The 14,218-nt window shown below is 67.4% G+C and carries 14 protein-coding genes; all 14 read right to left on the bottom strand.

From position 1 onward, the window contains the following. Window positions 1–57: 57 nt before the first annotated feature. The 14 genes from H3H37_RS08850 to H3H37_RS08785 all read right to left on the bottom strand — a co-directional run bounded on the left by H3H37_RS08850 (window position 58) and on the right by H3H37_RS08785 (window position 14,167). Complete coding sequence (locus tag H3H37_RS08850) at window positions 58–537, bottom strand: FxDxF family PEP-CTERM protein (protein ID WP_182161495.1); 480 nt, start codon at window positions 535–537, stop codon at window positions 58–60. Window positions 538–755: 218 nt separating this feature from the next. Then, window positions 756–1,502, bottom strand: a complete 747-nt coding sequence (locus tag H3H37_RS08845; protein ID WP_182161493.1) for a type II secretion system protein — start codon at window positions 1,500–1,502, stop codon at window positions 756–758. Then, window positions 1,468–1,845 (bottom strand): type II secretion system protein, encoded by a 378-nt coding sequence (locus H3H37_RS08840; RefSeq protein ID WP_375539993.1) that lies wholly within the window; start codon window positions 1,843–1,845, stop codon window positions 1,468–1,470. The genes H3H37_RS08845 and H3H37_RS08840 overlap by 35 nt, the downstream gene beginning before the upstream one ends. Before the next feature lie 5 nt (window positions 1,846–1,850). Continuing rightward, window positions 1,851–2,339: a type II secretion system protein gene (locus H3H37_RS08835; RefSeq protein ID WP_182161488.1), complete on the bottom strand. Its 489-nt coding sequence runs from the start codon at window positions 2,337–2,339 to the stop codon at window positions 1,851–1,853. Further along, window positions 2,339–4,423, bottom strand: a complete 2,085-nt coding sequence (locus H3H37_RS08830) for a secretin GspD/PilQ domain-containing protein (RefSeq protein ID WP_182161486.1) — start codon at window positions 4,421–4,423, stop codon at window positions 2,339–2,341. The genes H3H37_RS08835 and H3H37_RS08830 overlap by 1 nt, the downstream gene beginning before the upstream one ends. Further along, on the bottom strand, window positions 4,423–4,980 hold the full coding sequence (locus H3H37_RS08825; protein WP_182161484.1) for a hypothetical protein: 558 nt from the start codon (window positions 4,978–4,980) through the stop codon (window positions 4,423–4,425). The genes H3H37_RS08830 and H3H37_RS08825 overlap by 1 nt, the downstream gene beginning before the upstream one ends. Continuing rightward, complete coding sequence (locus tag H3H37_RS08820) at window positions 4,977–5,546, bottom strand: hypothetical protein (protein WP_182161482.1); 570 nt, start codon at window positions 5,544–5,546, stop codon at window positions 4,977–4,979. The genes H3H37_RS08825 and H3H37_RS08820 overlap by 4 nt, the downstream gene beginning before the upstream one ends. Further along, complete coding sequence (locus tag H3H37_RS08815; RefSeq protein ID WP_182161480.1) at window positions 5,543–6,088, bottom strand: hypothetical protein; 546 nt, start codon at window positions 6,086–6,088, stop codon at window positions 5,543–5,545. Before H3H37_RS08815 ends, H3H37_RS08820 begins: the two co-directional genes overlap by 4 nt. Beyond that, window positions 6,085–6,915, bottom strand: coding sequence for a hypothetical protein (locus H3H37_RS08810; protein WP_182161478.1), 831 nt, complete (start codon window positions 6,913–6,915; stop codon window positions 6,085–6,087). The genes H3H37_RS08815 and H3H37_RS08810 overlap by 4 nt, the downstream gene beginning before the upstream one ends. After that, window positions 6,908–8,566, bottom strand: a complete 1,659-nt coding sequence (locus H3H37_RS08805; RefSeq protein ID WP_182161650.1) for a GspE/PulE family protein — start codon at window positions 8,564–8,566, stop codon at window positions 6,908–6,910. Before H3H37_RS08805 ends, H3H37_RS08810 begins: the two co-directional genes overlap by 8 nt. Window positions 8,567–8,598: 32 nt before the next feature. Further along, a complete protein-coding gene (locus H3H37_RS08800) occupies window positions 8,599–9,783 on the bottom strand; it encodes a type II secretion system F family protein (RefSeq protein WP_182161476.1) in 1,185 nt (394 codons plus the stop codon). A gap of 27 nt (window positions 9,784–9,810) precedes the next feature. Beyond that, window positions 9,811–10,254, bottom strand: coding sequence for a type II secretion system major pseudopilin GspG (gene gspG, locus H3H37_RS08795; RefSeq protein ID WP_182161474.1), 444 nt, complete (start codon window positions 10,252–10,254; stop codon window positions 9,811–9,813). Window positions 10,255–10,495: 241 nt separating this feature from the next. After that, window positions 10,496–11,140 carry an NF038129 family PEP-CTERM protein gene (locus H3H37_RS08790; RefSeq protein WP_182161472.1) on the bottom strand — a complete coding sequence of 215 codons (645 nt, stop codon included), beginning with the start codon at window positions 11,138–11,140 and terminating at the stop codon, window positions 10,496–10,498. Window positions 11,141–11,149: 9 nt separating this feature from the next. Then, window positions 11,150–14,167: an ExeM/NucH family extracellular endonuclease gene (locus H3H37_RS08785; RefSeq protein WP_182161470.1), complete on the bottom strand. Its 3,018-nt coding sequence runs from the start codon at window positions 14,165–14,167 to the stop codon at window positions 11,150–11,152. Window positions 14,168–14,218: the final 51 nt, after the last annotated feature.

Genomic DNA, 14,218 nt, shown 5'->3' with positions numbered 1-14,218 from the left:
ACGCCGGCGCCGGACGAAAAAAAACCCGCCGCGGCGGGTTTTTTTGCTTGCGGCGAATTAAGCCGACTTCTTGGCCTTGCGGCGAGCCACGACGCCCATCAGCGCCAGGCCGCCCAGCAGCATGCCATAGGTTTCTGGCTCAGGAACGGCCGACACGGTGTAGGTGCCGCTGTAGTTGGCGCCAGCCGAAGCGGTACCAGCCAGGTCCAGCACGAACGGGCCAACGCCGCTGTATTCCACGCCGAAGAATTTCAGGCCGCCGACGGCGAAGGTTTGACCCAGCGTGCCGTTCAGGTTGGAGTGCACGGCGTCGAAGCTCAGATGCTGGCCGGACACGGTCAGACCGATGTTGTAGGTGCCAGCACCCAGGTTGCCCAGCGTGATCAGGTCGTGGCCACCGGACAGGATGCCATCGCCAACAACGGCGTTGAACACGTGGGTCTGACCGTCAGCGATGATGCTCACGGTCTGGTCGCCAGCCGAAGCGGAGAACGAGGCTGCGGCTAACAAGCCTGCAACGATATATTTCAATTTCATGAGAAAAATCCCTAAAAATGAACTTGGTTGCGCTTGCGCCAACCAAAGGGTTAATGAAGTGCTACTGCCTGCAATAGTAGCATATTTACATTAATTCACCTTGTAAATTTTCTATTTTGAATTGTTTTTTGTCAACGTACCACATCGTAGAAAAAGCATTTCTATAGCGCACTACTTTTGTGACAATAGGTGATATTTTCAGGCCTGCCGGGTGAGCGTTATTGATGCTCAGCGGCCTGTGGCGCCACTTCCGGCGGTGCGCCGGGCGGTTCGGCCGGCGGCGTGGCACCGTCGTTTTCCGGGTGCGGCGCCGGCGCCGAGGCGGCAGATGGCGCGCCGGACGACGCCGGTACGACCGGCTGAGCGTTTGCTGCTCCGTTATCGGGCTTGAGCGGAATCGATGGTTGTGCCGGCGCCACAGGCGCGGCCGTCTCGGGCTTGCCCGTCAGCGTGAATTTCCAGTCCGAGATATGCGCCCTGCCCTCGAAGGACTGGAACCGGGTGGGGAAGTTACCGATCTTGACCGGCTGCGCGTCCGACAGGCTGTACACGGCGACGATGCCGCCCTTGCCTTCGTTCTTGCCCTCGTTTTTTCCTTCGGCCTCACCCAGTCGCACCAGGCCCCACTCGGCCTTGCCCGTGATGGGATCGACGAAAATCTTGCGCAGGTGGCGGCGGGTGCCGGGGAAACGCGGGTCTTTGAGTAAATCCTTGAGCGAGGCAGGCTGGGTGGGCTGGCCCGTCGGCGTGGCGCTGGCATAGCTTTGCAGCGCGTCGCTGAACGCGGCGCCGATGTAAAGCAATTCGCGCTCGGCCCGGCTGCGCTGCAGCACGCTGCCCACCTTGAGCGTGGTGGCCGTGACCAGGCCGATGATGGCCACCAGCACGATCACACTCAAGTAGGTGAAGCCGCCCTGCCGGGCCGCCGCCCTACCACTCGCTGTAAGGCTTGCCGTTGCGGTCATTGCCGGGCGCTCCGCTCTTGATGGTGTAGACCCCGCCCTTGCTGCCATCCTCGGGCGGCAGCACGATCCAGGTGGTGCTGCTGTCCGTGATCGGGTCCACCGGCATCTCGCGCAGGTATTTTTTCTCCACCAGTTGTTCCAGCGAATCCGGATAACGGCCCGTGTCGCCGTAATACTGGTCGATCACGCCGCGCAGGTTGCGCAGGTTGTCGGCCAACACGATCTCCTTCGACTTGTCGATGCTGGGGAAGTAGCGCGGTACCGCCAGCGTCAGCATCAGCGCCACGATGCCCAGCACCACCAGCAACTCGATCAGCGTGAAGCCGGCCGCCTGTCGTTTCATCGGGGTCACCATTTACGGTACGGGATGCCGTTCAGGCCCACCCGCTCGCTGGTGCTGTAGACGTCGTACACATCCTCGCCCTCCTTCGGTTCGTCCGCCTCGCTGGCGTAGCTGCGTTTACCCCACGATGCCGCTTCGCTGAGCGCCGTGTCGGGGTTAAACGGATCGCGCGGCACGCGGCGCAGGAAGTAGATCTTGCTGCGCTTGGGATTGCGCAGATCGGGCACGCCATCAACCAGCACCTCCAGCGTCTTCGGATAGCCGTTCGAGGCCAGCGTCTTGGCGATGCGGCCATCGTCGTAGGCCTGCTTGTAGGCGTCGATCGCCTCGCGAATCTCATGCAGCGCGTAGCGCAAGTCCTGCTCCTGGCGGCGCTGTATCGTCACCTGCGCGGCCGGGATCACGAGTGTGCCCAGCAGGCCGAGGATGGCCAGCGTGACCAGCAGCTCAATCAGCGTGAAGCCGCCGGTGCGCGTACGCAGCGTAGCCGCCATCACTGTCCCTGCGCGGGTGCCGGTTCAGCCGCTGGCGCCGTCCCGGGCGCGGGCACGGTGACGGGAACGGCCACCGGCACCGGCTGCGCGGCCGACGGCGGCAGTGGGCCGGGCTGTACTTGCGATGGTGGCGGCGACGGTGGCGCGGCGTCCGCCTGCTGCGCGGTGGCAGCCATTGGCTGCGGCGCGCCCGCATTCGCCCCAGCCTGCGGCGCCTGCAACGCGGGCGGCGCCGGATGGGCGCCGGGCGGCAATGGCAACTGCGCCGCCGGGCGCGCGGCCATGTCAGGACGGCGACGGAAGTTCGCTTCGGTACCGGCCGAGAATTCGGACTGCTGCGCCTCGGGACGCTGCACGTTGCGGATCAGGTGCGGCGTGATCGACAGCACGATCTCCGTCTTCTGGTTGTCGTCGCGGTTGCTGCCGAACAGGCGGCCCAGCAGCGGCAGGTCGCCGATGCCCGGCACGTGGCTGCCCGTGCTGCGCTCCTCGCTGTTGATCAAGCCCGCCAGCACCTGGTTCTCGCCGTCCTTCAGCTGCAGCATGGTGGAAGCCTGGCGCGTGCCGATCTGGTAGGCCGTGGTGCCGGACTTGGTCTGGATCTGGTTGACCAGGTTGCTCACTTCCAGCTGCACCCGGATGCCCACCTCGTTGTTCAGGTAGATGGTCGGTTCCGCGTTCAGCGTCAGGCCCACGTCCACGTAGCTGACCGACTCCGTCGCGAAGCCGCCCGCGCCGGGCGAAATGGTGGTGGTAATCACGGGCACCTTGTCGCCAATGATGATCTTGGCCTTCTCCTTGTTGCGCACGCGGATGCGGGGATTGGCCAGCAGGTTGGCGTCGCCGTCGGTCTTGCTGGCGTTGATGGTGGCGTTGAAGGTGCCGCCCACGCCGTTGATGCCGATGCTGCGCTGGTTCAGGTTATTCAGGTCACGGATGGTGAGCCCGGTGCCGCCCGAGGTGGACAGCGGCGTCAGGCTCACGCCGGCCGGCCAGGCCACGCCCAGCTCCATCAGGCGGGTGCGCTTGATCTCCAGGATCTCCACGTCCAGCATCACTTCCGCTTCCGGCGTGTCCTGCAGCGCCACCAGCCGTTCTGCCAGGCGGATCGCTTCGGGCGTGTCGCGCACGATCAGCAGGTTGAGCTTTTCGTCCACCACCACGTCGCGCGATTTGAGGATGGTCTTGAGCGTGTTGGCCACCAGCTTGGCCTCGGCATTGGCCAGGTAGAAGGTCTTGACCACCATCTCCTGGTATTCCTTCTGCTTGGCCGCCACGTTCGGGTAGATCAGGATGGTGTTGCCGTCCATGACCTGCCGCTCCAGCTGGTTGGTCATCAACAGGAAATAGATGGCCGATTCCACGGTGCTGTTCTTGAGGAAGATCGAAGCCCGCTGATCGGTTTTGACGTCCTTGTCGAACACGAAGTTCAGGCCCGAGCGGCGCGCGATCACCTCGAACACCTGCTTCAGCGGCGCGTCGCGGAATTCGATCGAGATTGGCTGCCGGAAGGCCTTGGCCAGCCCCGTCTCCACCACCGGCGGCGCGCTCTTGTCCTGCACCTCGCGCAGCAGCTGGCGCGCCTGCTCATGGGTGGGCGACTCGGTCAGGATGGCATTCAACTGCTGGCTCGCCAGCGCATACTCGCCCTTGGCCGCATGCTCGCGCGCACCGGCCAGCAGCTTGTCCTGGCGCTGCGCCGCGTCCAGCGCGCGCAGTCCTGCACGCGCCCGTTCATTGGCCACGTCCAGCGCCAGCACCCGCTGGTAGCCCTGCTCCGCCGCCGGATACTGGCCGGCGGCCAGCGCCCGATCCGCCTGTTCCAGGTAGCGCCCGGTGGCACGGTCGCGCGCCTGCAGATAGGCCGCGTGGTATTGCGCGTTGCCCGGTTCGGCCGCGATGGCTTCCTGGAACTTGCGCAGCCCCGCTTCCACCTGGTCATGGTCGACCAGCTCGCGGCCGTCGCGGTACGCCAGTTGCGCGGCGCATCCGCCCAGCGCCAGCGCCAGCGCGGGCAGCGCCAGGCCACGGGTCAAATGCGTCAGCACGCGCCGGCCGGCGCGCTTCTGTGGGTGACTAGGCATCAGTCGAGCACTCCAATATTGAGCTGTTGAACCAGGTTCATGGGCAGATAGGTGACGGACATCAGCGGCGGCGCGATCGCGTCCACCCGGTAGACGCCGTCGATGACGGTCTTGGCGCGCACCACGTACACCTTGTCGGCGCGGCTCAGATAGACTTCCCATGCGCCGTCGGCGGCGGCCTTGCCAATGTAGGTGAACGGCAGCGGCGGCGCCGAAGGTGGCGGCGGTGGCGGCGGTGGCGCGGGTGGTGCGGGCGGAGTCCAGTTCTGGCCCAGGAACACGCCTTTACCGGCCGCGAACGCGGCATCGCCATCCTCACCCACCAGTTGCGCGCGCGGCACCAGCGGAAGGATGGCAGGGCTACTGCCCGCGGCTGTGCCGGCAACGGCGCCGGCGCTGGTGCCGGACTGTGTCGGCCGCGCCGGCGCGGGCTTGCCGGCCGCGCGCGGACGCACCACGGCTTCGGCCACGTCGGACGATGGCGCCTTGTCCCCGAACAGGGCCAGCGCAGCCGCGCCCACCAGCGCAAGTCCCATCGCGATCTGATACGGCTTCATGGCTGCACCACCGTTTGCGCATCCTTCAAATACAGCGTGAAGCGGATGCGCGCCTCCACGGCAGGATCGGTGATGGCGTCGCGCCGGAAGCTCACCTCATCGAGGGCGGCGAACGGCATGGCGCGCAACGCCTGCAAGGTGAACTGCCAGATGGCCGCATACGGTCCCTTCACCGGCAGTACGATCTGGTAGGTGGACACCCGGCTGGCCTTGTCGTAAGCCGATTTGTATTCACCCTGGCTGAGCGCGAGGTTGGCTTTGGCGGCCAGCCCGAACAGCACTTTGACCTGCTGCTCGGCGTAGCGCTGCTCGCCCAGCACATCGTAGAACGCGGCCAGGTTCTGGTCGGCCGTGGGCGGCGGCGGCGCGCTCACCAGCGCCGCCGGCGTCGAAGTGGGCAATGGCTGGGCGCTTTGCGCCACCTGCGCGGCCCGCTGCGGCAGCAGCCAGGCCCACCCGGCCGCGCCGGCCACGCACAGCAGCACCGCCGCGCACGCGGGCGCGCCGGCGCGCGCCAGCGCCAGGCGCGCGCTCAACGCGAAGGCCGACAACTGCGCGCCGTTCACCGCGCCCCCCAACGGGCTTCGAGCTGGAAACGCAACGGACGGTTGCTGTCCTGCTCATTGATCTCGTGGCGCGTCAACAGCACGCGGCTGAACACGTCCTGCTCCTTGAGCTGTTCCACGTAGACGATCATGTCGTCGCTGGTTTTCGTTTCGGCCGTCAGCTTGAGCACCTGTTTGCGCGGATCGGGCTCCAGCGCCAGCAGCGCCACCGTGGGCGGCGTGGCGGCGGCCACCGCATCCTGCAAATCGCGCCACGGCAGGTTGAGCTGCATCACGGCGCCATTGACGAAGCTGGCCTGCGCTTCCGGGATCGCCACGGCGGCCACCGCCACCGGCCTGGCGCGCTGCGCCGCCTGGCGTTCCTCGATCTGGCGCAAGGCCTGCTCGCGCGCACGGCGCAGTTCCATCACATGCCAGCCACCGAGCGCGGCGCTCGCGCACAACAGCGCGCCCGCCACGCCCGCCGCCAGCACGGCCGGATGCAGGTGGTACAGCGTGCGGCGCCAGCCACGCGGCGCGAAGTCGATATGCATCGGTCTCATACGGTGCTCCCACGCCGGGCCAGCATGGCCGCGCTGCTCCACGCCGCCTCGCCGGCGCGCTGCGCGACGTCGAGCGCGGCGCAGCGGATGTGGGCCGGATTGCTCACCGGCCCGGTCCACAACGCGGGCGCTGGTCCGCACAGTTGCAGCTGCGTGGGCAGTTCCAGATGGTGCAGCAGTGCTTCGCGCGTCAGCGTCTGGGTCAGCCAGTAATGGTCGGCGCCAGAGGGAACCGGCAGCGCGCGCACGGCGCGCAGGCGCTTGCCGTCCACCGCCGCCACCGTCAGCAAGCCGTCGTGCACCACGCCGAACCAGGCGCCGGGCGCCAGCGCGCGCTGCCAGCGGTTCCAGGCGGCGACGAATTGCGGCAGCACTTCAACAATGGCCAGCTTATGTTCATGCGCCACCTGCTCCAGCACCGTCAGCAAGGTGCGCGGCACGGCGGCGGCGAAGAAGGAATGACTGGTGTCCCAGTCGGCGGCGATACGCCACGCGGTGGGCGCTTCGCCATACAGCGTGTGGAAACGCAGGCCGGCCGCCGCTTCGATGTCGGCCAGTCGGGTCGCACCGGCCGGCGGCGTGACCTGCCACAGGCGCGTCAATTCATCATCCAGCACGATGCTGAGCGGCCAGCCGGCCAGCCGCTGCTCGCCCAGCAGCGCGCGCAGCGCATTGCCGATGGCGTCGAACGGATGCTCGCCGGCCGGCGAGAACGCGTGTTCGGCCAGCACCGTCAACGCCGGGCCGCGCCAGCGGCTGGTGCGCAGCAGGCTGACGGCGCCGGCGGACACGCCGATGCGCAACGCTTGTCCCGGCCATCTACGCATGCAAGGTCACCCGTTTGATTTCGGCCAGCGTGGTGCCGCCGCGCCGCACCAGCTCCAGTGCCGCCTGGCGCAGGCTGCGCGTGCCGTTGGCGTGGGCGGCCTGTTTGATCTGGCGGATCGGCCGCTTGTCGACGATCAGTTCGCGGATCTCGTCGTTCAGGGTCAGGATTTCGGCGATCGAACGGCGGCCCTTGTAACCGGTGCCGCGGCAGTCGCCGCAGCCTTTGCCCTGCATGAACAGGTAGTCCTGCGCGTCGGCCCGGGCCAGGCCCACACTGGCCAGTTCCTGCTCGTCCGGCTTGTAGGGCGCGGCGCAATGGGGACAGTTGATGCGTACCAGGCGCTGGGCCCAGATGCCGTTCAGGGCCGACACGAAGGCGTAGGGATCGATTCCCATGTGGGTGAAGCGGCCGAACACGTCGAACACGTTATTCGCGTGCACCGTGGTCAGCACCAGGTGGCCCGTGAGCGCCGACTGCACGGCGATTTCGGCCGTCTCGCGGTCGCGGATCTCGCCCACCATGATCTTGTCCGGGTCGTGGCGCAAAATCGAGCGCAAGCCCTTGGCGAAGGTCAGCCCCTTCTTCTCGTTGACGGGAATCTGCAGGATGCCGGGCAACTGGTATTCGACCGGGTCCTCGATGGTGATGATCTTCTCGCGGCCGTTGTGGATCTCCGTCAGCGCCGCGTACAGCGTGGTGGTCTTGCCGGAGCCGGTCGGCCCCGTCACCAGCAGCATGCCATAGGCTTCCTGCGCCAGCACCCGCAGTGTGGCCAGCGAAGGCGCGTCGAAACCGAGCGCCTCCAGCGTGAGCGAACCGTAGGCTTCGATCATGGCGCGCTTGTCGAGGATACGGATCACGGCGTCCTCGCCGTGAATGCTGGGCATGATGGAGACGCGCAAATCGATCTCGCGCCCGCCCGCCTCGACCCGGAAGCTGCCGTCCTGCGGCACGCGGCGCTCGGCGATATCGAGTTCGGCCAGCACCTTCAGGCGCGAGATGATCTGCTCGGCTACTTCGATGCCATTGACCGAGGTGGCATGATCGAGCACGCCGTCCACCCGGTACTTGACGGCCAGGCCGCCGGCCGTGCTCTCCAGGTGGATGTCGGAGGCGCCGGCCTTGAGCGCGTCGTACAGCGTGGAATTGACCAACCGCACGGCGGGACTGGCCGCTTCCGACACGGACGCGAACGACAGCACGGCCGCCGTCTTGCCGTCGCGCCGGCCTTCGCTGGCGCCCGGCAGCAGCGAGTCGGTGGCGCGCGCCGATTCCTCCTGCTTGGACAGATAGGCCGAGATGTCGGCCCGTAGCGCCAACCACACCGCCAGCGGCGCGTGCGGCGTGGCGCGCGCCTGCGTGCCCAGCCAGGTTTGCAGATCGAGATCGAACGGATCGTCGATCACGCCCGCCAGCGCGCCATCGGCCGCGCGCAGCAGCACGCAGTGCCGCGCCAGCGCCTGCGACAGCGGCAGCAGCTCGAATGCCGGCTGCATGGCCAGCATGTCGGCCGTCTCCAGCACTTGCAGTCCGAACGGCTGGGCCAGCGCCTGCACCACCAGGCGCGGTTCCATGCCCGACAAGGCTTCCAGTTCCTCGACCAGGGTGCGCTTCGATTGCAGCGCCAGCGCGCGGGCCCGGGTCAGCATGGCCGTATCGATGGCCGGCAGGTGCAGCGCACTCACGACATGTCTCCCGCCAGGTCGAAGATCGGCATGTACAACAGCACCACGATGGCGCCCACCACCAGGCCGATGGCGGCCATCAGCAGCGGTTCGAAGGTGCGCGTGAAGCGGTCGATCCAGCGGCTGATCTCCCCGTCGTAGAAGGCGGCCGACTGGGTCAGCATGGGGCCCATGTCGCCCGTGCGTTCACCCACGCGCAGCATGCGCAGCGAGATCGGCGTGGTCAGGCCGTGGCGCTCGAACGCGGTCGACAGCGGCAGGCCGGCCTCGATATCGGCCCGCGCCCCTTGCAGGCCGGCGCGCACGGCGGGCGACACCATGCCCTGCACCGTCTCGATCGCGTGCACGATGGTGATGCCGCCTTCGCTGAGCATGCCCAGCGTCAGGTACAGCCGCGATAATTCGTAGATGCGCACCCGTTCACCGATGCCGGGCACGCGCGCCAGCAGGCTGGCCAAGCCGCCGCTGCCGGCCAGGCGCCGCAGCAGCAAGGCCACGCCCGCCACCATGGCGGCGATCCCGCCCAGCAGCAGCGCCGTGTGCTGGCCCGCGAACTGACCCCAGTTCAGCATCTGCTGCGACAACCACGGCAGGTTGCGGCCCGCGCCCTGGTACACCTCGGCGAAGCGCGGCACCACGTAGCCGATCAGGAACAGGCTGACGCCGCCGCCCACCAGCAGCAGGATACACGGATAGATGGCGGCCGACACCAGCTTGCCGCGCACCAGGTCAATGCGCTGCTGGTAGTCGATGAAACGGGATAAGGCACGCGGCAGGTCGGACGTGCCTTCGGCCGCCTTGACGATGCCCACGTACAGGGGAGGAAACAGTTCCGGCTGGTCGGCCAGCACGGCGGAAAAACGCTGGCCTTCGCGCAGGCCGGCCAGCAGGCGTTCCAGCACGCCGCGCGTGGCGGGGCTGGCTTCCTTTTCCAGCAGCGCTTCCAGCGCCTCGACGATGCCGAGGCCCGCCGTCAGCAGGGCCAGCAACTCCTGGCTGAACAGCACCAGGGACAAGCCCTTGCCGCGCCGCGTGCGCAGCGTGCCGCGCACGGGTGCGATGGCGCTCACGAACAGGCCGCGCGCCTCCACCTGGCGACGCGCGTCGGCCTCATCGCGGCCATCGATGAGCAGATGGGCGATGACCATATCGGCCGACAAGGTGCGGACGTCGAACTGCATGGCGGGGACCGGCGCGGTCGGACAGGCTTATTGCGAGCTGATGTCGGCGTCCTCGCCCGAGCCGCCGGGCTGGCCGTCGCGGCCCAGCGAGACGATCTCGAATTCGCCCTTGGTGCCGGGCGAGCGGTATTGATACGGGTGGCCCCACGGGTCGGCCGGCACGCCCTTCTTCAGGTACGGGCCATTCCACTTGCCGCCGGCCGTGGCGGGCGCCGTCAACAGCGCGGCCAGGCCTTCATCCGTGGTCGGGTAGCGGCCCACGTCGAGCCGGTAGGTGTCGAGCGATTTCTCGAACGCTTCGATCTGGGCCTTGGCGATGGTCACTTCCGACTTGCCCAGCTGGGCGAAATATTTCGGTCCCACGTAGGCGGCCAACAAGCCGATGATGACGATCACCACCAGCAGTTCCAGCAAGGTGAAGCCGCCGGCCTTGCGCGGCCCGGCGACTGCCTGATTCTTTACAACATCCATCAACACGACTCCTCAATTCGACAACCCGCGCCTGCCCGGAGTCGAGAGGCTACCACGCAGCTCAAGGTTACGACAATCATTAAATGACGCCCGGCAAGCAGGCCCCGGCAGCTTACCTCAAGCACCGGGCTTTGTTTTACTTTTCTCAACATTGTCGTTTTTCCCGCACAATCATCCCGTGCGGGAAATGCAAATGAGAAATGTTAAAAATTTTGCCATTTTGATTATACGGATGACTACATCACCCCGCAAGCCGTCCGGGGCTACGCCTGGCCAAGCCCAGCAACGCCAAGCCGGCGCCCAGCATCAGCCAGGCCGACGGTTCCGGCACCGCGCTGACGCTGGCCACGCCGGCGTCGACCACGGCCACGCCGACCTGCCCGGCGCCGCTGGCGGCCGGATTCCAGCTCAGCGACAGCAGGCTGCCATTGATGTCCGGATGGCCGAGCTGGGTCACGCCGTCGGCGCCGTACAGCGACACCGAGAACAGCGACGGGATGGCGGCCAGCGACGGATCAGGCAAGCCGCTGAAGCTGACATCGAAGCTGACCTTGCCGCCCAGGTGGACCGCATGGAACAGGTCGTTCCAGTCCGTGCCGTTACCGAACAGGAAAGCGCCACCGGCCTGCGCCTGCACGTCGCCGTTCAGCTGCGGCGTGCTGCCCGCATCGAAACCGCCCAGGTGGTCGACCAGCGCGCTGGCCGCCACGGCCGGCACGCTGGCCGGATTGAATTGCACGTCCAGCCAGCCGCTGCTGTTGGCGGACAGGCCGGTGGTGTCGAGCACCACATGCATCGATTGGGCCGAAGCCAGGCTGGCGACGGCCGTCAGGGCCAAGGCCAGCGCGCCGCGCCGCAGCGTGGGGAAAACGTTAGATGATTTCATGAACATTCCTTAAAAAGTACCGCTGTAGACCTTGGCCGTGTAGCCGATGTTGGCGCTGCCCGTCTTGCTGAAGCTGAGCGGGAACGACACGCTGGCGCCCGCCGCCAGCGCGGCGGCATCGACCGTGATGTAAGGCGCGCCGTCGTGCAGACCGGTGGCGTTGACCAGGGTCACGCCGACCGGCAAGCCGTCGAACTGCACCTGCAAGGGGCCGGACAGCGCAGCCGTGCCGACGTTGGTGACGGTGAAGGTGCTGCCGTACTTGCCGGTGGCGCGGTTGTACACCAGGCCGCTGCCCACGGCGCGCACGCTGGCGCTCACGTCCACGAACGATGGCTGCAGGTTCAGGCTGATCACGACCGGGTCATGGTCGGACGCGCGGTAGGGCTGGGCCGTGTACAGGTCTTGCTGCTTGCCGTCCAGGTTGTAGTCGATCACGGACGGCTCGTCGGCGTTGATGTGCCATTCCGTGGCGCCGGCCACCTGGCCGTGCAGTTTCGGGCTGGCCAGCGCATGGTCCAGGTAACCGCTCTGGCTGTCGAAGATGAATGAGTACGGCATGCCGTTCGGGCGCACATAACGTTCCAACTGGTTCACGAAACCGGTGGCCGTGATGGCGTTGATCGGGTCTTCGAAGCCATGCGAATTGAAGTCGCCGATCAGCAGCACGTCGGGGTCGCCGGCGGCGGCCACCACTTGCGGCACGAACGTGCCCAGCAGGCGGTTGGCTTGCTGGATGCGGGTGGCGTTCCAGCAGCCCTGGCTGTCGCCCTGGTCGGTGTCGGGGCCGGTGCCGGCCGGGCAGCCGCCCTTGGACTTGAAGTGGTTGACCACCAGCGAGAACTTCCCGCCGTTGGCGGCGCGGAAGGTCTGCGCCATCGGCGGCCGGTTGTTGATGCTGTCGCTGTCGGACAGCGCGCCGCCCACCAGCGCCAGCCTGGACGGCTTGTAGATCATGGCCACGCGGATCGCGTCCGTGCCGGTGTCGGCCGGCTTGGGTACCACCGCGTAGACGGGCGCGCCGATGGCGGCATTGAGCGCGTTGACCAGGTAGCTGACCGTGGTTTCACCGTTGTTCTGGATTTCCATCAGGCCGTACACGTCGGCATCGATGGCTTTCAGTTCGCCAACGATCTTGTCGCGCTGGCGCACGAATTCGGCCATGTTGTCGGCGCCGCGGCAGTTGGCCTTCGACACGCTGGCGCCCAGCGAGCAGCCCTGGTTGCTCGCCCCTTCCACGTTGCTGCCGTTGGTGAAGGTGGTGAAGAAGTTGAGCACGTTGGCGCTGGCCACGCGCACGTTGCCGGCCGCGATGGACGGCGCCGTGGTGCGCGGATTGTCGCGCGAGAATTGCGGCGCCACGGTCGGCTGCAGCTTGTAGGCCGCCCCGCCGCCGCCCTTGGCGCCGAAGTCGATCACGCCCGTCAGGTCGGCCACCGTATCGCCGGCGCGGATGGTGCCATCCTGGCCGAGGTAGGGAATGGTGGGTGGCGTGATGGACAGGCCATCGTCGAGCACGATCAGGTTCCGGGCGTTGGCCGCCGCCAAGGCCAACGCCCCGGCCGTGCGCGGCGGATAGTGGTTGGTGGGCACTTCCAGCCGGCCCGACGACAGGCTCAGCTCACCGCGCGTGCCCAGGAAAGCCGATTGCGACACGGTCAGCGGGTGGACGAAGCGCACCAGCATGCCTTCGAACTGCCCCAGGTCGGCGTTGGGCAGGTCGATATTGGCGGGCGTGATGCTGTGGCCGCTGCTCTGGACAACGACGGCCGTCACGTCCTTGAACTCGGTGACCGAACGGCTGGCGCCGGTGGGCGTGTATTCCACCACGCTGCCCGTCACGCGCACCTTGTCGCCGGGCTGGGCGCTGTTGGTGGTGCTGCCCGTGTAGACGAAGATGCCGTCCGATGTGGTGGGGTCGCCGTCGCCGGCCTCGTCCTGGATGAAGAAGCCGGTGCCCACTTTCAGCGTCAGCACGCCTTCCGTGGTTTGCACCGTGCCCGCGTAGGGACTGGTGGCGCCAGCGCCCTGGATCTGCGGGATGCTGTGGGTGACGGCGGCGAGCGCCGTCACGCTGACGTTGACGGTGCAACTGGCGTTCTGACCCTGGTCGTTGCCGAAGCGGATGGCGACCGGATAGCTGCCCACGGGCACGGTGCCGTCCACGTTCAGGCTGACGCTGGCGTTGCCGCCCACCGCGCCGGCGGCCGTGAAGCCGGCCAGGCTGATGCCGGGCACGGCGGCCGAGCTGATGGCGGCGCTGTTGACGATGCCGTCCGCGTCCGTGGCCGACAGCATGGCGCCGCCGCCGCTGCCGGCGGCCAGCGCCAGCGTGGCCGGGCACGTGGGCACGATGGGCAGCACCACGGGCGCGCCGCACACGCGCAGCGCCGACGCGCTGTTGCGCGGCGCGGGCGCGGCCGTGCTGAAGTCGGCCTGGTTGTTGTCCGTATCGGCGCAGCCATCATCGCCGCGCTGCGCGGCCGTGGTGTTGGACAGGCCGGGACCGGGCGCGCCCTCGTAGCCGTTGACCGTGTTGCCGTAGCCGAGCAGGTCGCGCAGCGCGCCGCCGGACGGATTGCTGACGTTGAAGGCCGTGGTGCTGGCCGCCAGCGCCACCTTGCCAGCCGTGCCGCTCATGGCGATGGTGCCGGTGGCCTGCGGCGTGGGCAGGGCCGTGGTGCCGCCCGCGCCCATCGCTTCCTGCACCAGCAAATACTGGCCCGGCTGCAGTGTCACATTGGGCAGCGGCGTCACTTGCCACGCCGTGCCGGCCGCGCTGGCGGCGCTGGCGTACTGCACGCTCCAGCCGTTCAGGCTGACGGGGCCGGCGCTGCGGTTGAACAGCTCGATGAAATCGTTCTTGTAGGTGGCGCCGGAATTACCGCCGCCGCCGTAAACCTGGCTGATGACGACATCGGAGGCCAGCGCCGGCAAGCCCAGGCTGGCCAGCAGCACCGCCAGCATGGTGCGGCGGCCCAGCGTGGCGGCCGCGCCCGCGCGATCAGGGGAAGCGTAATAAGTCATGATATTTCCTGTCAAATAATTATGCAATTTTACTAACTACATAGTAATGAC

Origin of the sequence: Rugamonas brunnea (assembly GCF_014042345.1) — a bacterium.
Lineage (GTDB): Bacteria > Pseudomonadota > Gammaproteobacteria > Burkholderiales > Burkholderiaceae_D > Rugamonas > Rugamonas brunnea.
Note: the sequence above shows the minus strand (reverse complement) of the source record. Positions and strands in the feature narration are given on the sequence as shown.